The organism is Pseudoscardovia radai (genome assembly GCF_002259605.1).
Taxonomy (GTDB): domain Bacteria; phylum Actinomycetota; class Actinomycetes; order Actinomycetales; family Bifidobacteriaceae; genus Pseudoscardovia; species Pseudoscardovia radai.
The window spans coordinates 153,962-171,283 of the sequence record NZ_MWWR01000007.1 but is presented as its reverse complement, the minus strand read 5'-3'; the positions used below and the strand labels follow the sequence as shown (position 1 = coordinate 171,283).

The 17,322-nt window shown below is 65.6% G+C and carries 12 protein-coding genes; 10 read left to right on the top strand and 2 right to left on the bottom strand.

Translation table 11 applies throughout. The features are described 5' to 3' along the window. Positions 1-367: 367 nt before the first annotated feature. Together PSRA_RS09670 and PSRA_RS05415 are read right to left on the bottom strand one after the other, a co-directional pair. Positions 368-1,417: a C40 family peptidase gene (locus PSRA_RS09670; protein WP_275542332.1), complete on the bottom strand. Its 1,050-nt coding sequence runs from the start codon at positions 1,415-1,417 to the stop codon at positions 368-370. Between the two features lie 215 nt (positions 1,418-1,632). Continuing rightward, positions 1,633-2,238 (bottom strand): NAD(P)H-dependent oxidoreductase, encoded by a 606-nt coding sequence (locus tag PSRA_RS05415; protein ID WP_094660881.1) that lies wholly within the window; start codon positions 2,236-2,238, stop codon positions 1,633-1,635. 354 nt (positions 2,239-2,592) lie between these two features. Here PSRA_RS05415 and PSRA_RS05410 point away from each other — a divergent pair, with 354 nt between their 5' ends. The 10 genes from PSRA_RS05410 (at position 2,593) to PSRA_RS05365 (ending at position 17,212) form a co-directional block, all read left to right on the top strand. Continuing rightward, positions 2,593-3,813 carry a CHAP domain-containing protein gene (locus PSRA_RS05410; protein ID WP_143516345.1) on the top strand — a complete coding sequence of 407 codons (1,221 nt, stop codon included), beginning with the start codon at positions 2,593-2,595 and terminating at the stop codon, positions 3,811-3,813. A 16-nt stretch (positions 3,814-3,829) separates the two neighbouring features. Continuing rightward, a complete protein-coding gene (locus tag PSRA_RS05405) occupies positions 3,830-4,465 on the top strand; it encodes an HAD family hydrolase (RefSeq protein WP_094660879.1) in 636 nt (211 codons plus the stop codon). A gap of 316 nt (positions 4,466-4,781) precedes the next feature. Then, positions 4,782-6,188 carry a peptidase U32 family protein gene (locus tag PSRA_RS05400; protein WP_169712480.1) on the top strand — a complete coding sequence of 469 codons (1,407 nt, stop codon included), beginning with the start codon at positions 4,782-4,784 and terminating at the stop codon, positions 6,186-6,188. 197 nt (positions 6,189-6,385) lie between these two features. Beyond that, positions 6,386-8,227 (top strand): AMP-dependent synthetase/ligase, encoded by a 1,842-nt coding sequence (locus tag PSRA_RS05395; RefSeq protein ID WP_245834910.1) that lies wholly within the window; start codon positions 6,386-6,388, stop codon positions 8,225-8,227. Between the two features lie 164 nt (positions 8,228-8,391). After that, entirely contained in the window at positions 8,392-10,455 is a 2,064-nt protein-coding gene (locus PSRA_RS05390) for a hypothetical protein (RefSeq protein ID WP_094660878.1), read from the top strand. 776 nt (positions 10,456-11,231) lie between these two features. Continuing rightward, positions 11,232-12,479 carry a pyridoxal phosphate-dependent aminotransferase gene (locus PSRA_RS05385; RefSeq protein ID WP_094660877.1) on the top strand — a complete coding sequence of 416 codons (1,248 nt, stop codon included), beginning with the start codon at positions 11,232-11,234 and terminating at the stop codon, positions 12,477-12,479. Between the two features lie 118 nt (positions 12,480-12,597). Next, a complete protein-coding gene (locus PSRA_RS05380) occupies positions 12,598-13,671 on the top strand; it encodes a ketopantoate reductase family protein (RefSeq protein WP_094660876.1) in 1,074 nt (357 codons plus the stop codon). A 580-nt stretch (positions 13,672-14,251) separates the two neighbouring features. Next, positions 14,252-15,238, top strand: coding sequence for a MetQ/NlpA family ABC transporter substrate-binding protein (locus PSRA_RS05375; RefSeq protein ID WP_094660875.1), 987 nt, complete (start codon positions 14,252-14,254; stop codon positions 15,236-15,238). A gap of 169 nt (positions 15,239-15,407) precedes the next feature. Further along, the gene (locus PSRA_RS05370; protein WP_094660874.1) at positions 15,408-16,559 is read left to right on the top strand and encodes a methionine ABC transporter ATP-binding protein; all 1,152 of its coding nucleotides are present in this window, start codon (positions 15,408-15,410) and stop codon (positions 16,557-16,559) included. After that, positions 16,556-17,212 (top strand): methionine ABC transporter permease, encoded by a 657-nt coding sequence (locus PSRA_RS05365; protein ID WP_094660873.1) that lies wholly within the window; start codon positions 16,556-16,558, stop codon positions 17,210-17,212. Before PSRA_RS05370 ends, PSRA_RS05365 begins: the two co-directional genes overlap by 4 nt. Positions 17,213-17,322 lie beyond the last annotated feature (110 nt).

Here is a 17,322-nt window from a genome sequence, read left to right as displayed (position 1 = left end):
TTTGGGCTTGGGCGGGTGTGGTGGCACCCGCCGAACGTGATTTTGGGCTGGTTCGGGTGGTTTTGTGGGGTGTTTTGGGCTTGGGCGGGTGTGGTGGCACCCGCCGAACGTGATTTTGGGCTCGTTCGGGTGGTTTTGTGGGGTGTTTTGGGCTTGGGCGGGTGTGGTGGCACCCGCCGAACGTGATTTTGGGCTCGTTCGGGTGGTTTTGTGGGGTGTTTTGGGCTTGGGCGGGTGTGGTGGCACCCGCCCAACGCCATTTTGAGGCTGGCGCGGCTGACAACCGCCCGACGTCTGCCCGCATGCAAAAGGGGTTCCGGATGCGGGAGCATCCGAAACCCCTGTGGTTAAGCGTTCCTGAACCGGATCAGTTGAAAATACGGCGAATCGAGTAGCCGGAGGCGAACGACGTCACGGCGTCGCACGGGTAGATGCCCGTGCCCAGCGACGGGTTCATGGCCTGGGCGCAGTTGCCGCCGCCCACATAGATGGCCGCGTGCATGCCGTTGGCGACGATGTCACCCGGCTGCGCCTTCGACAGGTCGGCCTTGCCGCCGATATACGTGCCGGTCTGCGCCTGCACGCCGGAGGAGTGGGCCAGGCTCACGCCGAACTGCGCGTACAGCCACTGCACGTAACCGGAGCAATCCCAGCCGCTCGGCGTGTTGCCGCCGGAGACGTACGGGACGCCGAGGTACTGAATCGCGAGGTTCGCCACGCTCTGGCCGGTGCCGGAGCCCGCGGTCACCGGCACCGTGGTGGACGACGACGCAGCGGGCTGGCCCGTGGACTGGGTGCCGGTGGACGGCGTCGGGGCGGTCGTGCTGGCCGCGGCCTTCGCCTTGCCCGCCACGATGGCGGAGTTCACGGTATTCGCGGACTGTGCGAGGCTGGAGTTGATGGCATAGATCTCATCGGTGGTCGCGTTATCGTTCGCCACCACGGAATTCGCCTGGTCGATAAGCCCCTGCAGCGTCGACAGGTCGCTGGCGCTGGCATAGGACTGCCCGCCCTGCAGCGTGGAGGTGGCGCTGGAAATCGTGTTCTGCAGCGTGGCGCGCGCTTCCTGCACATCCTGCGTCAGCGGCGCCTCGATGATGACGTTGTTCTCGTCGACGCCCGTCGTGAAGGTGCCGTCGACCGACAGCTGGGTCTGCTCTGACAGCAGGGAGCGCGAGGAGTCGCGGCCCGCCGCCGACGAGCTGTTCAGCTGCGTGGCGGGGAGCATCGACGACGTATTCCCGTTGACGGCCATGGCCGTGCTGCTTCCTGCAAGGAGCAGCGCCAGGGCGACGGCGGGGAGGGTCTTCGAAATCTTGATGGCCTTCTCGCGGTGGAACGGGGCCTTGGGGGCCGCATGGCGCTTCTGCACATGCCTGCCCGAGCTCTTGGCCGACCCGTGAATCGGAAAATTCAAGATTGTACCTTACTGTTGACTGCATTTTCGCGAGTGCGACGGCTTGCTGTCGCGGCGTACCCACGCGCGTATGCGCCGGCCTCGCGTATCAAGAACCAAATGTAGCACGCCGCCGTAACAAAAAGAACGGACGATGTGCAGATTCTGCTTATGGCCGGTTGTCGCAGGGCCGGAAGAACCACGATTCTCCCGGCCTGGATCTATTGCCGCCGGCCTCAGCCGCGGGCGGAGGCGAGGGCCGCCAGGGCGCGGCGGCGCGTCTCGTCGAGCTGGCTGGCGCGCAGGGCGGGGTCGTCCTCGCCCGTATGGTCCACGTACTCGATCTCGACATCGTCGACGCCGCAGTACTTGTTGAAGGTGTTGCGCACGATCTGCAGCTCCAGCGCCTCGCCGACGCCGCCCTCGGCGTACCATTCCTCGGCCGCGCCGGTCAGCGCCACGAAGCGCGCGGTTTTGCCCGCGAGCCTGTACGGCGTGGAGTCCTCGGGGTGGTAGGCGAAGCCGCGGCAGATGACGCGGTCGAAGAAGCCCTTCATCATGGCCGTCATCGTGTACCAGTAGATCGGGGAGATGAAGACGATGACATCGGCCTTGTCAAGCGCCTCCTGGTACGGCACGACGTCCTGGGGCATCGGCGCGGACGGGTCGTTGTAATGGCGGCGGTCTTCGAGGGTATACGCGGGGTTGAAGCCGGCCTCGCTCAGGTCGATGACGCTGGCCTCGTCGCCATCGGCCTCGGAGGCGGCCTGCGCCCATGTACGGGCGACGGAGGCGGTCAGCGACGTGGGATCGGGGTTCGAGAAGATGACAAGCGTGCGCATTGCGGGTCCTTTCCGTGCGCCGGGGTGTATTCCCTCCCATCTTGCTGCCTAAGACGGACACGGACGGGCATGGTTACGCTGCAAGAGAAGGCGCAGAGAAAGCGCGTGGCACGGCGCGGGGAGGAGCGGGCACGGCGCTAGGCACGCCGTGGGAATTGCATCGGGCGGCGGGGCGTCCGTATTATGCGGGTGAGGAAACGCGGCACACGGACGTGCCGCGATGCATAAGGGATCCGCGCCAGAGCAATCCGCGCAATGAGAGGCTTGAGTATGACACACCGCACAACCGGGACGTGCGACCGCCATCCGCAGACCGACGCATCGTCTGCATCGGAATCGACTCGAGAAAGCATCGTGTCTGAAGCTGCCGTGCTTGAAAACGAAAACACAGAGTTTGAAAACACAGGGCGAATCGTCAAGAAAGCCGCGGCTGCCGACAACACGCATTCCGGGCATCGTGCGCGCCATCGTGCCTCCCGCGCTCACCGAACGACCTCCGCTGATCGCACGACCTCCGCTGATCGCACAACCCGCGCCGGCGGCAACGCCACCGTCTCCTTCTTCGCCGCCCGCCCCCTCGTCTGCATCGCCTCCTCGGCGCTGGTCGCCGTCCTTGCGCTCGGCGGCATGAAGGCCTCCTACGCCGACTCGCGCACCATGACGCCGACGCTGCTCGGCGCCTCCATCTCCACCTCCGTCGACGCCTCCGACGCAGCCGCGCGCTCCGAGGTCTCGCGCAGCAGCCAGCGCCTCGCCATCCCGTCCGACACCGCCGCCCAAACGCTGACGGAAGGCGGCTCGTGGGCGTCCGGCGAAAACCCCGATGCGCTTGACATCGTCATCCCCATGAGCCAGGACGAGACGGCATGCCGCCAGAACCTCGCCGCGCTGCTCTCCGACGCGCAGACGGTCTACGATTCGAGCGCCGGCGTGATCGGCGACGACCAGCGCCAGCCGCTCAAGGACGCCATCGATTCCGCCACGCCGCTCCTGACCGACGATTCGACGCGCGTGGACGGCTATAACGCGGCCATTGCGAATGTGCAGTCGAAGAAGCAGGAGGTCAGCGACGCCGTGGACGCGGCGAAGAAGGCCGCCGAGGAGCGCGCCGCCGCTGCGAAGGCCGCCGCCGACGCCACAAGCGGCAGCTTCGGGATCACAACCGCCGTCTCGGTGTCCGAGGACGCCGCGTGGGCGCCGATGATCTCCGTGAACCATGCCACCGGCGACACCGGCAGCAATCCCTATGCCTACGGGCAGTGCACATGGTGGGCGTGGTTGCGCCGCCACCAGATGGGTCTGCCGTGCAGCAGCTTCTTCGGCAACGCCATGCTGTGGGGTACGCAGGCCGCGGCGCTGGGCTACCAGGTCGACTCCACTCCCGCCGTCGGCGCGGTGATAGTGTTCCAGCCGCATCGGAGCGGCGCCAGCGACATCGGCCATGTGGGCGTGGTGGAGGCCGTGGACGACGCCACCGGTACGTTCACGATCAGCGAGGCGAATGTGGACGGGAACCCGCATCCGCAGGGCCGTACGCTGAAGAACGACGGACAGTACACGTTCATCCATAACTGATCGACCGGAGGCATATATGGCGGCAGCCACCGATGCACCAATCACGGACGTCCTTTTCGATTTCGCCGGGGTGCTCGTCGACTGGCGCCCCGAGCTCGCGCTGCGCGGCCGCGTGCCGCAGGACGTGATCGACGGCTTCCTCGACCACGGCGATCCACACGGCTTCTGGGCCTTCGACGACCTGCGCGACGCCGGAATGCCCGGCCGTGAGGTCTGCGCCGCCTACGACGCGTGGCACGAGCCACCGCTGCGCGGCGCCTACCGCGTGTACCTCGACAACATCGCGCAGACCATCGCCGGCATGATGCCCGGCATGGACGCCCTCCTGCACGACCTTGCGGCCGCGGGCGTCGGGGTCTGGGGCCTGACGAACTGGTCCGCCGAGGACATCGACGCGCCGTTCACACGGCTGCCGGCGCTCGCGATGCTCGGCGGCACGGTGGTATCGGGGCGCGAACGCTGCGTCAAGCCGACGGCCGATATCTACCGCCTGGCCCTCTCGCGCTTCGGTCTGGATCCGGCACACGCGATGTTCTTCGACGACAAGCCCGAGAACGTGGCCGGCGCCGAGGCCTGCGGCATCCGCGCCCATGTGTTCGCCGGGGCGCAGGCCGTGCGCGAGACGCTGCGAGGTTGCGGCGTGGCGGTGTAGGGCTGCGGCGGTTGCGGCCGAGCCTCGCCACGATGATGAGGCGCCACGATGATGGGGGCCGCCACGATGCAGAGGCGCACGCCGCATTTGCCCGCGCCGCGCCGCATCACTAGCATGTAGGCGATGCATCCGCGCGACCCCGCGCGGGCACGGGTCTGGACGAGCCAGACGAAACCTTGGAGGGGGACGAATGCCGCAGACGACGGACGGTGCGATGGACGCGACGATAGGCGCTGTGACGGCGAATGCCGCGGTGGCGAACGCTGTGACGGCGAACGGTACGGAGGCGAAGGCGGCGGCGCAGGCCGTCCCCGAGATCCCGCGCCGCCGGCGTCCCGAGGTGCTCGCGCCGGCAGGCAATCTCACGGCTCTGAAAACCGCCGTCGACTTCGGCGCCGACGCCGTGTACTGCTCGGGCAAGATGTTCGGCATGCGCTCCGCGCCGCGCAACCTCACGCTCGAGGAACTCGAGGAGGGCGCGCGCTATGCCCACGCCCGCGGCGCCCGCGTCTACGTGACGTGCAACATCCTGCCCACGAACTCCGAGGTCGAAGGCATGACCGAGTACATCGGCCGGCTCGGCGAGATCGGCGTGGACGCCATCATCGTCACCGACATCGGCGTCATGATGGCCGCGCGCAAGGTGGCGCCGAACCTCGAGATCCATATCTCCACCCAGGCCGGCGTGACGAACTACCTGGCGGCGAACACGCTGTATGAGCTGGGCGCCAGGCGCGTCGTGCTCGCGCGCGAGCTGTCGTTGCGCGACGTGGCGCAGATCCGCCGCAACACGCCCGACGACCTCGACATCGAGACCTTCGTGCACGGCTCCATGTGCATGGCCTTCTCCGGGCGCTGCCTTATCTCGAATTTCATGACCGGCCGCTCCGGCAACCACGGCGAATGCGCCCAGCCCTGCCGCTGGCGCTACAGCGTGGTGGAGGAGAAGCGCCCCGGGCAGTATTTCCCGGTGGAACAGACCAAGGACGGCGCGTATATCTTCAACTCGCAGGACATGAACATGCTCGATCACGTCGGCGACGTGATCGAGGCCGGGGCGTCGAGCCTCAAGATCGAGGGACGTGCGAAAAGCGCCTACTACGTGGCGGCCATGACGAACGCATACAAAACCGCGGTCAGCGAGTACCTTGCGTGGCGCGAGGAGCACGGCCCGGTGACGGGGGAGTGGAACGGCGCCGACGACGCCGCGGCCGGCGGTTCCGGGGCTCCGGTCGGTGGAAGGCCCGGCAAGAGGTCCGGCGATGCGAACGATGCGCCGGCCGTCGTTCCCGAGGTGTCGCGCACGGCGGACGGCGAGGAGTTCCGCTTGCCGCACTGGCTGCACGACGAGCCCTTCAAGGTGTCGCACCGCGATTACTGCACGGGCTTCTGGTATCGTCAGGTTCCCGCCGCGCAGAACGTGGACCGCGGCGGATACTACCGCGACTGGATCGTGGTCGGCGACGTGCACGGGTGGAGCGACGGCCGCGTGAGTTTCGTGGGCCGCAACAAAATCGTGCCGGGGCAGCATATCGAGATCCTGCAGCCTGGCCGCGAGCCGCTCGAACTCGAGGTGGCCGACGATATCCGCGACGACCAGGGCGTGCCGGTGGCCGAAGCGAACCACCCGACCCGCGTGTTCTCGTTGCCATGCCCCGAGCCCATCGTGCCCGGCGCCGCGATGCGCACGCGCGCCCTGAAGCGCACCCTCAAGGCCGAATGACACGCCGACGGCGTGTCGTGTATCATCGGCACGCCGCCGCCGGAAGAAAGCCTACGGAGGCGAAAGTTACGCCTTCGTCAAATATTGTGCCCGCAATAGCGCTTTTTCGCACCGGCGTCTTCTTATAATGTCGGTGTTGTTCCGCATGTGACGAAATTTGGGACATGAGGGATTGGGCATCCAAGGAAGGACGTGTCATGATCGATATCGTTCAGCAAACGACGACGCCGTTGGCCAAGCCGATTGACAACGATGGCAACCTATACGACTTGCTCGAGAACAGGGCGTCGCGCACGCCCGACGAGCAGATCATCAGGTATCGCGACAAGAACGGCGAGTGGCAGGGGTTCACGGGCACGCAGTTCCTCGAGCTCGCGCATTCGCTGGCCAAGGGCCTTATTGCCAAGGGCTTCAAGCCCGGCGACTCCATCTGCATCCTTGCCTCGACAAGCTGGCGCTGGACGGCCATGGACTTCGCCATCACATCCATCGGCTGCGTCGTCGTTCCGATCTACCAGACGGATTCCGCCGCCCAGATCAAGAGAATCTGCAATGATTCCACCGTGCTGTGCGCATTCGCCGGCGACGACCGGCTGCGCGATTCCCTCGAGTCGGTGCGCGATGAGTGCCCCAGCATGAAGGACGTGTACCTTCTGGACGACAATACGCTCACTGCGCTCAAGGAGCTCGGCCAGAACGTGCCGGATTCCGAATTCGACGTGCGCCGCAAGGCCGTGGGCCGCGACACCGTGGCCACCATCGTGTACACGTCCGGCTCCACCGGCGCGTCCAAAGGCGTCGAGCTGAGCCACGGAAACTTCCTGTTCACGGTGTATTCCGGTTTTCAGTTCATGCCGGAGTTCACGCTGGGCGAGGACCAGGCGATGTGGCTGTTCCTGCCGCTGGCGCATGTGTTCGCCCGGTACATGCAGTTCATCTGCATCGGCGGCACCGTGCAGCTGGGGCTGGGAGACAATTTCAAGACGATTATCAAGGACTTCCAGGAGTTCAAGCCCACGCTGATCCTCGCCGTGCCCCGCGTTTTCGAAAAGGTGTACAACGCGGCGTCACAGAAGGCCGGCACCGGCTTCAAGGGCCGTATGTTCAACCGCGCGGCCGTCACGGCGCGCGACTGGAGCCGTGCGCAGCAGGCCGGCACGAAGCTGCCGCTGGGCGAGCGCATCCGGTACGCCTTCTATAAGAAGACCGTGTATTCCAAGATCATCGATGTGTTCGGCGGCCGCGCCGAGCGCGCCATCTCCGGTGGCGCGGCCATCGCGCCCGATCTGTCGCATTTCTTCAACGGCATCGGCATGCCGCTTCTCGAAGGCTATGGTTCCACCGAGACGACGGCGCCGTCCTCCGTCAGCCCGTTCCACCACTACAAGATCGGTACGATCGGCACGCCGCTGAGCGGCATGACGTACGCCATCAACAGGCCGGTCGAGGGCTACCAGTACGGCGAGCTGCTCATCAAAAGCCCGTCCGTGTGCCTGGGATACCACAATCGTCCGGAACTGACGGCGGAGACGATCGAGGACGGCTGGCTGCACACCGGCGACCTCGCCACCCTTGACGACGAGGGCTTCGCCACGCTCAAAGGCCGCATGAAGGACATCATCATCACGGCAGGCGGCAAGAACGTCGTGCCTTCCGACCTTGAGGCCTCCGTCATGAAAAGCGAGGTCGTGGACCAGTGCCTCGTCATCGGCGACGGAAAGCCGTTCATCTCCGCGCTCGTGACGCTTGACCTCGACGGCGTCAATGACTGGCTGCAGACGCAGGGCGGCGAGCCGCTCAAGAACCTGGAGGAGGCCTCGAAGAACGCGGCGGTGCGCGCCGAGGTGGAACGCGTGGTCAACCAGGCGAACGCGCAGGTGTCGCGCGCCGAGTCCATCCGCAAGTTCGAGATCCTTCCGGACACGTGGAACGTGGAGAACGGCATGCTCACCGCAAGCCTGAAGACGCGCCGCGGCGTCATCACGAAGAACTACTCCAAGCTCATCGATACCGTGATTTACGCGCCTCGCAAGAAGTAGCGCAAGGGTAGCGCGAGGGTAGCGCAAGAACTAGCGAGCGTCACCGCCCTCCTTCACAGGAGGGCGGGCCGGCTCCATGTCCGAAAACTTCCTTAGGCTTGGGCTGTGCGCCCGGGAGGCATGCAGGCGCAGCACCTCAAGCGCAGCACCTAAGGAGGAGTGGAATGGCACAGATGGCTTTCGCCGGATCCGAAGCGGGGAGCGTCATCGCACGACACGCCATGAGAGGACCGCGTCCAGGCGACGAATCCACAGCCGAATCCACGTCGGATTCTCCCGACATGAACGACAGCCAGAACGATGGCCCGAACGCCGGCCCGAACGATCGCGGCGGCAACCCGCGCGGACTGCGAAATCGTCTGATCTCCGTGCTGCGCATGCCGCTGACCTACGTCATGCTTGCGGCGATTGCGCTGCGCATCGGCTTCGCGCGGTGGATCGGTGTGTGGTTCTGGGGCGGCATGCACTGGGACGACACGCTTCTGTTCCGGTATTCGTTGGGGTCGCATTTTACGGATCCGACGGATGAGGAGTTGTTCAAGGTCGCGGGGTATTCATGGTTCCTGGCGGCCGTGCGTAAGCTGCATTGGGATTATCCGACGTGCGTGGCGTTGCTGTGGGTGGCGGCGGCGCTTGTGGCGTTCGCTCTGGTGATGGCGGTGTGCCGGAGGCGTTGGGTTGCTTTCGGGGCTTTTGTGTATGTGTTGTTTTATCCGTCGGCTTTCGAGGCGGATATCGGGACGCGCATGTATCGCAATTCGGTGCTGATTCCGTTGTATGTGGCTGTCATCGGTCTTGCGGTGCTGCTGGTGTGGAAGGTGGCGTTCGACCGGTTTTCGGTTCCGGGTCTGCTGGTGTTGTCGGTGGTTCTGGGCGTGGGGTTCTCGTATACGTATTACGTGAAGGAGGATGGCGCGTGGCTTGCGGCGTCGCTGGCGGCGGCGTTCGCTGTGGGCCTGGGCGTGTATGCGGTGGTCGGCGTCGGGCGGTGGCGTTCGCGTAAACACGATTCCGAGGCTGTGCCAGGCGATGAGGCGTCCGGTGGTTCCGCGTCCGGTGGTTCCGTGTCCGTTCGCGGGGCGGGGGCATCGTATACCCTCCGCCGTTTCGTCGCGGCCGTGCTTGCGGCGGTGGTTCCCTTCGCGTGCCTGGCGGGCGTGACCGCGGCGTACAAGGCCGTCAACAAGAAGTACTTCGGCATCGCGCAGACGCAGACACGTGTGAGCGGGCAGCTGTTCGGCTTCGTCGAGCGCGTGTACGCCATCGATTCGCCGAACCGCAGCATGTCGGTGTGGGCGCCCGCCGATGCCATCGATGCCGCGTTCGCCGCCTCGCCCACGCTGGCGAAGGAAACGTACCTGCATGACATGGTGGTGCATTCGCAGTGGATCGGCGGAGACCCCACGAATTTCGCCAACGGTCGCACGATGTACGAGGCGCCGTTCCCCGGTGACATGTTCACGTGGGGCATGCACACCGCGCTGTTGTATGCGGGGCTGTGGCACTCGCAGCAGCAGGTGGACGACATGTTCCGCCAGGTCAACGCCGAGCTCGACCGGGCCTTCGCGAACGGGACGCTGAAGAAATCCACGCGCTTCCAGCTCGTGCCGAGCGCCGGCGGGTTTACACGAGACGAGATGGGCCAGTGCTTCGTGGCCATGCTCAAGGGCTATAACGGCGTGCTCCGCTTGGTGAACTACGCGCCGGGCAGCAAGGCCGGCGATTACCGCGACATGAACCGTCTCGATGAGTATCCGTATGTCGGCGTGCAGGCGGCCCAGGCGTTCAACCTGCCGTATCTGGCGGATTATTCGCTGCGCGAGAGCCGGTTCGGGCCGGCGAACCGCGTGGTCTCGGCGGTCTTCGCCGTGTACCGGGTGGTGAACGCTCTGATGGCGGTGTTGCTCGCTGTGGTGCTGGTCGGCGGGGTGGTGCGCCTGTGCCGGCGGCGGAGGATCGCGGCACCGCTGACGGGGCGCATGGTGCTGTTCTGGCTCACGGACCTCGCGCTCGTGCTGCTGTCGGCTGTGTACACCTATGCGATGTCTTGGTTCGACGTCAATGTCACCGGCATGGAGAACTACAACTATTCGTGGGCCAACTACTACAACCTGGGCACCGTGTCGTTGCTCGTCCTCGCCTTCAGCCTGGCCCTCGCCATCGCCGCGAACGCCTGGACCGCGCACCGGGAGGCCCAGGCGGCGCACCGCGAGGCGCAGGCGGCTTGAGGAACAATGTGATGGTTTGCGGACCGGTTCCCCGACCATTCACTCCGCTCAACCTCAACGGTGCCTCTCGCTGGCACGCCAGCAATCAGCGAGGCTGACCGTTGAGACCGGAACCCAGCATTCTCAACACAATCCCTCCCGACAGTGCCTCTCGCTGGCACGCCAGCGACCAGTGAGACCGACCGTCGGCGGGGGAATCGTTGGGAATGCGTGCGTTTTTCTCCAACGGTGCCTCTCGCTGGCATGCCAGCGACCAGTGAGACCCACCGTTGGCGGGGGAATCGTTGGGAATGCGTGCGTTTTTCTTCAACGGTGCCTCTCGCTGGCACGCGAGTGACTAGCGAGGCCGACCGTTGGCGAAACCACCGTTGGAAACAGGCCCTTCCCGTCCCAACGGTGCCTCTCGCTGGCACGCCAGTGACCGGCGAGATCGACCGTCGGCGGGGCGGGATGCCGAGGATAGGAATCGGAGGACGATTTCGCGCAATGAGAGCTCAAACAAAGAGCCCATGGCGTGAATAGCCAAGAATCGTGTTCGCAAGCCATCACATTGTTATCGAAACGGGTATTGAAACGGGGCATAAGAATTACGTATAGGACACGCGCGACGGGGGCGCGGGGGCGACCATATGGTGGGAGACGATTTCACCGATGCCGTGCATTGGCAATGCCGTGATGCGCACTGACATCATTCGGCGACGGCATCGTGTGACTCAGACATCGCGCATGACGGCAGACGTCATCGCGACCACCCATCGTCATCATGAGGAGAGACCATGAGTTCCCCGAATATCTCCACCGCCGCAACGCCCGCGCCCGCCGCCGCGCCCACCTCCGCATCGTGGACCCCGCAGGCCTCGCTCGCGCATCGTGTCTCCGTCATCCCCGCCAACCCCTTTGCGGCATCGGACGCACGCGTCGCCGCAGCCGTCGCGCAGGGCCGCGACATCATCAACCTCGCCAAGGGCAACCCGGACGGCGCCCCGCCGCAGTTCATGCAGGACGCCCTCGCCCGCGCAGCGCATGACCCTGCCAATTTCAAGTACCCGCAGTTCGACGGCAAGCCCGAGTTCCTCGACGCCGCCGCCCACTGGTACCAGGCCGAGCACGGCGTGACCATCGACCCGCGCACGCAGCTGCTTGCCGTGGCCGGCGCCTCGGTCGGCATCTCCGCCACCATCACCACGCTGATCGACCCGGGCGACCTCGTGGTGCTCGTCGGCCCCTACTACCCGCAGTACGAAGGCTCCACCGCCGTCGTCGGCGGCCGCATCCACGTGATCCCGGCGCTCGAGGAGAACGGCTTCCTGCCCGACCTCGACTCCGTGCCAGCCTCCGTGTGGGACGAGGCGAAGCTCCTCATCCTCAACTACCCGAACAACCCCACCGGCGCGGTGGCCACGCCCGAGTTGTTCGCCACGGCCGTCAGGCTCGCGCACGAGCACCACTTCGTGGTGGTCAACGATTTCGCCTACGCGGGCATTGGTTTCGACGCCCAGCCGCCGATCAGCCTGTTCGAGACGCCCAGCGCGCTCGAGGTGGGCGTCGAGCTGTGCTCGCTGTCGAAGATGTACATGGTGGCCGGCTGGCGCGGCGGATTCGTGGCCGGCAACGCCGGGCTCCTGCGCGCCATCAAGGCCGTGCACCAGCAGACGAGCATCCTGATGTCGTCCGTCGTGCAGGTGGCGGGCGCCGCGGGGCTCAACTCTGACCAGTCCACGGTGCGCGCGCTCGCGGCCACCTACCGCGGCCGCTACGAGGCGCTGAACGCCGGGCTTGCGAAGGCGGGTCTCGAGCTCGAGCCCGTGCACGGCGGCCTGTTCGCGTGGCTTAAGGTTCCGCACGATTGGGATGACGCCGATTTCGCGGTGTGGCTGCTTGACAAGGCGGGCGTCGCCGTGATCCCGGGATCCGATTTCGGTGCGACGGGCGCAGGATTCGTTCGCTTCAGCCTGCTCGAGCCCTCGGAAACGCTTGAGGAGGCGGCGCGGCGCATTGCCGCGGCGCGCGGAACCGCGTGGTAGGCGGAATCGGCGGCTGAAAAAGCGGCGGAAAAATCGTTCGAAAATCGGCCGGAAATCGTAGAAACCCAAAACCCAGGCATACAAGGCAAAACAAGGCAGAACAAAGCAAGGAGAGCATATGGCCAAGGACCTCACATACGCAGTGATCGGAGCAGGCGGCATGGGCACGCAGTTCGGCGTGCTCCTGCAGGAATTCGCCGGCAGGCACGTCGATTTCATCGACACATGGCAGGCGAACGTCGACGCGGTGCGCGAGAAGGGCGGATATTACGTGTCGCAGGACGAGAAGGACCGCCATTTCGTCAAGGCGCGCATCTTCACGCCCGAGGAGTACGACGGCGACCCGGACGTGTGGATCGTGTTCGCCAAGCAGGTACAGCTCGACATCGTGCTGCGCCGCTGCGCCCACCTGTTCAAGGAGCACCAGGTGGTGTTCTCCGCCATGAACGGCTACGGGCATTTCGAGAAGATCAACCGGTACTTCCCGAAGGACCATATCTTCGGCGGCACGGCGCTTATCGGCGCGGTGGTGCACGGTCCGGGCGACGTGAACTTCACCGGCGGCGCCACCGCGAAGGCCATGAACCTGTGCTCGTTCGACCCCGAGGTCGCGGCGCGCGGCGCCCAGGGCGCGCCTGAGATCGAGAAGCGTATTTTCGACGATTTCACCGCCGCCACGCTGAACCCGACCATCGTGGATAATTTCCAGGGCATGTGCCTGGCGAAGATCGTGTTCAACTCCGTGCTCAACACGTTGTGCACGATGTACCAGATCCGCTTCGGCGAGTTCGCGGCGCATCCGGCGTCGACGTGGCTGACGCAGCGGCTCGTGGACGAGGCGTACACGGCGGCCGAGAAGGCCGGCATCCCGCTGCTCGGCACGCGCGACAGCGAGGTGGCGACGATTCTGCACACCGCGGGCGTGGCGCATCCGCTGCACTACCCGTCGATGTACCAGGACCTCACCACGGGGCGTCCGACGGAGGTGGATTACATCAACGGCTACATTGCGAAGCTGGGGCGCGAGCACGGCTACGAGTGCACGCTGCATGAGTTCGTGACACAGGAGCTGCATCTGGCCGAGCATGCGTTCGCGATCCACAATCCCGAGATTGCAGCGGCGGCAAAGGCCGAGGCGGAGGCGGTTGCCGCGGTCGAGCCGATCTCGCAGATCGGAGGCGCGGCGGCGTAAAGCGCGTGCGCTGGTGCGTGCACGTTGTGTGCGTGGCGGTTGCGCTACGATTTTCCCAACATTGCGGCGCATCCCGTATGCCAGAATCCTTAGGCGGGTGTGGTGGCACCCGCCTAAGGCGGTTTTGGGTTGGTTTGGCTGCTGGGGGCGGCTGTTTTGGTGTTCGGCGGGTGTGGTGACACCCACCTAAGGCGGTTTTGGGTTGGTTTGGCTGCTGGGAACGGCTGTTTTGGCGTTGGGCGGGTGTGGGGGCACCCGCTTAAGGCGATTTTGCGGGGTTTGGGCTCGGTTGGCTGGCTGGAATGGCGTTGGGCGGGTGTGGTGGCACCCGCCTAAGGCGATTTCGGGCCGTGGTGGTGCACGGCGAGGTCCGGTGCGTCACATTGTTCCGCATCTGCCTCTGTCTCCGCTTCCGCATCTGTCTCCGCTTCCCGATAACGCGCCATAAAACATGGCGATAGCGTTTTGAGGAGGCGATAAGGAACCCCGATAACAGCGGGCGCGTGTGGCATGGAGGGGCCGCATAGTGTGTGAACCATCGTCCGAGAGAAGTCACAGCCACACGGCGGAAGGAGAGACGATGAGCATCACCCTGACATTCGATTCCCTGAAGAAGACGGTCGCCGCGGTCGTCGCGGGATGCGCCCTGCTGGGCTCGCTCGCGGCCTGCGGTGGCAACAGCGCGAACGCCGACAAGCTCCAGAAGGCCGACGGCAGCACCCTCACCGACGTGACGGTCGGCGTGTGCCCCGGCCCGTACGGCGACATGGTCACCGAGGTCCTCGCCCCGCTGCTCAAGGAGGACGGCTACAACCTCACCACCAAGGAGTTCACCGACTACGTGCAGCCCAACAAGGCGCTCGACTCCGGCAGCATCGACGCGAACCTCTTCCAGCACGGCAACTACCTCAAGAAGTTCACGGCCGACAACAACCTCGACCTGACGTCCCTCGGCCAGACGCCGACACTCGGCCTGGGCATCTACTCCAACAAGTACACGAGCATCGACCAGATCCCTGACGGCGCGACGGTTTCCATTTCCAACGATGCGTCCAACCTCGCCCGCTCGCTTGACGTGCTGCGCCAGGTCGGCCTGATCGAGCTCAACGGCGATACCGACGCCACGAAGGCCACGGTCGACGATATCGCGAGCAACCCGAAGAACCTCGACATCAAAACCGTTGACGCCGCGCAGCTCGCCCGCTCGCTCGACACCGTGGACTTCAGCCTCGTGCCCGGCAACTACTCATGGGACGCCGGCCTTGATCCGAACAGCGCCCTCGCCCTCGAGGACCAGACCGACGGTGTGATGGAGGTGTTCGTCGTGCGTACGAGCGACGCCGACACCGACTTCGCCAAGACGGTCAAGGACCTCCTGGTGAGCCAGCGCTTCAAGGATGCCATCGCCAACAGCCGCTTCTCCAGCTTCGGCAAGCCCGCGGCTTGGGGTGAGGACGATTCCTCCGCCTCCGCCTCCGCGTCCGATTCGAGCTCCGCATCCGCGACCAGCTCCTCCGCCAGCGAGTCCTCCTCCGAAGACAAGGAATCGAGCTCCAGCACCGAGTGAGCCGGCGCCGCCGGGCCATCGCGCCCGGCACACCACACCGAGTGACCCCGCGTCACACCGCGCCGGCTCGCGAGGGCCGGCGCCTTTCGTTCCCCCGGCCGGATGCACCCGACCACGGTCCCTTCACCCGCGGCACCCAGCATCCGGCGACTATTGGAAAGCACAGCATATGAGCGTTATCGAATTGAAGGACGTGCACGTCACGTTCCATGAAGGCGGCAAGACCGTCGAGGCGGTCAAGGGCGTCAACCTGCTCGCCCTCGACGGCGAGATCTACGGAATCGTCGGCTACTCCGGGGCCGGCAAGAGCACGCTGGTGCGTACCATCAACCTACTCGAACGCCCCACCCAGGGCCGCGTGTTCATCGACGGCGAGGACATCACCGACGCCAGGGGAGCGCGCCTGCGCGAACTGCGCCGCAAGATCGGCTTCGTGTTCCAGGGCTTCAACCTCGTGGGCAACCTCACGGTGGGCCAGAACATCCAGTTCGCCCTGAAGGCCGGCGGCTGGAAGCGCGGCGAATGGCGCGAACGCACGCTCGAGCTTCTGCGCCTCGTGGGCCTCGAGGACCGCATCGACAGCTACCCCTCGGGCCTGTCGGGCGGCCAGAAGCAGCGCGTCGCCATCGCCCGCGCGCTCGCGAACGACCCGAAGATCCTTCTGTGCGACGAGGCGACGAGCGCGCTCGACCTCGAGACCACGCAGGACATCCTCGCCCTGCTGCGCCGCATCAACCGCGAGCTGCACATCACCATCGTGTTCATCACGCACCAGCTGGAGGTTGCCAAGGAGATCTTCGACCACGTGGCGGTGATGGAGAACGGGCGCATCGTGGAACAGGGGGAGACCTTCGACGTGTTCAGTGCACCGAAGCATCCCACCACGAAGTCGCTTGTGGGTCGCTTCCTCGGCATCACGTTGCCGCCGCGCCTCGTGCGTTCGCTTCCGGCGGGCGAGCTCGTGGAGCTGACGTACCGCGGCGACGACGCGCTCGAGCCGCTGATCAGCGACGTGGCGCGCAACCGCGGCGTGAGCGTCAACGTGCTGCATGGCAACGTCGAGTACTTCGGCGCGCGCCCGATCGGTGTGCTCATCGTGCTCGTGTCGGGCGAGGATGCGGCGGTGGCCGCGGCGCTCGACGATATCCGCGGCAAGGTGCTGAAATTCGAGGTCCTCGACCGCGACGAGCTTGCGGCGGGTGACGAGGCGCACGATGGCGAGGAAGGCAATGGCGCGGAGGGCGCCGGCGACAAGACGATTCCCCCGACCGATACCGACAAGGATAACGATAAGGACACCGACAAGGAGGCCACGCGATGACGACATGGGATATCATCCAGGCGCATCTTCCCGAGGCGCTGCTCGAAACGCTCTACATGGTGGTCGTGGCCACCGTCGTCGGCATCGTGCTCGGCGGCCTGCTCGGCGTGCTGCTGTACGTGACGGAAAGCCGCCTCCTGCACGCCAACCGTGCGGTCAACGCCATCGTCGGGTTCATCGTGAACGCCATCCGCTCGCTGCCGTTCCTCATCCTGCTCGTCGTGCTCATCCCGGTCGTCACCTTCTTCGTCGGCGACCCGTACACGCCCACGGGTGGCGCGATCGCACTGTGCGTGGCGGCCATCCCGTTCTTCGCGCGCATCTCCGAAAGCGCATTCGCGCAAGTCGACCCGGGCATTGTGGAGGCGAGCGTCTCGACGGGCGCCACGGTTCCGCAGATCCTGTGGGGCGCCGTCTTCCCGCAGGCCAGGCCGTCGCTGGTGCGCGGCATCGTCATCACCATCATCTCGCTGATCGGCAGCTCCGCCATGGTCGGCACGATCGGCGCCGGCGGCATCGGCGACATGGCCATCCAGTACGGCTACAACCGTTACGAGACGGGCGTGCTCGCGGTAATCGTGGTGATCCTCATCGTGATTGTGCAGGTGATCCAGTGGATCGGCAACCGTCGCGCCAAGGCGCTGGCGCACTGAGCCTGCCGGACGCCGCGTGGTGTTTCCAGGAACCGCAGGGGGCCGTGTCCCTTGCGGTTCTTACGATATTCGTGGTGTCGCGCCGCGCGAGGGCTGGCGGCGCGACTACG

Bases quoted from the DNA above. Each gene is read 5' to 3' on its own strand.
- PSRA_RS05415 (WP_094660881.1), bottom strand. From the start codon at position 2,238: ATGCGCACGCTTGTCATCTTCTCGAACCCCGATCCCACGTCGCTGACC.
- PSRA_RS05405 (WP_094660879.1), top strand. From the start codon at position 3,830: ATGGCGGCAGCCACCGATGCACCAATCACGGACGTCCTTTTCGATTTC.
- PSRA_RS05395 (WP_245834910.1), top strand. From the start codon at position 6,386: ATGATCGATATCGTTCAGCAAACGACGACGCCGTTGGCCAAGCCGATT.
- PSRA_RS05390 (WP_094660878.1), top strand. From the start codon at position 8,392: ATGGCACAGATGGCTTTCGCCGGATCCGAAGCGGGGAGCGTCATCGCA.
- PSRA_RS05385 (WP_094660877.1), top strand. From the start codon at position 11,232: ATGAGTTCCCCGAATATCTCCACCGCCGCAACGCCCGCGCCCGCCGCC.
- PSRA_RS05380 (WP_094660876.1), top strand. From the start codon at position 12,598: ATGGCCAAGGACCTCACATACGCAGTGATCGGAGCAGGCGGCATGGGC.
- PSRA_RS05375 (WP_094660875.1), top strand. From the start codon at position 14,252: ATGAGCATCACCCTGACATTCGATTCCCTGAAGAAGACGGTCGCCGCG.
- PSRA_RS05370 (WP_094660874.1), top strand. From the start codon at position 15,408: ATGAGCGTTATCGAATTGAAGGACGTGCACGTCACGTTCCATGAAGGC.
- PSRA_RS05365 (WP_094660873.1), top strand. From the start codon at position 16,556: ATGACGACATGGGATATCATCCAGGCGCATCTTCCCGAGGCGCTGCTC.